Here is a 229-nt window from a genome sequence, read left to right as displayed (position 1 = left end):
ACTGACTGGCTCCGTGATGGCGCACTTCCGCAGGGCAGCCCGACGCCGGCTGCCGACCGTGCCGGTACCTCGGGTGGCGATCTGCTTTCGCGTCAGACGGCAGTGCGCGAGCACTTGGACAAGGAACTGACGGACTTCCGTGAGGGAGTCGCGCGTCAAGATACGGATACCTCGGTCTTCGCATACCCGGTCAGTTGGGAGATCCGCGACTCGATCCAGACTGGGCTCC

General features: G+C 64.6%; 1 protein-coding gene. It reads left to right on the top strand.

Annotated elements, in window-relative coordinates:
• Positions 1-229: hypothetical protein (locus FJ658_RS16705; RefSeq protein WP_219995792.1), on the top strand; the 229-nt coding region annotated here is incomplete at both ends.

This window comes from Schumannella sp. 10F1B-5-1 (assembly GCF_006517535.1).
Lineage (GTDB): Bacteria > Actinomycetota > Actinomycetes > Actinomycetales > Microbacteriaceae > Schumannella.
This window is presented reverse-complemented; position numbering and strand designations above follow the sequence as displayed.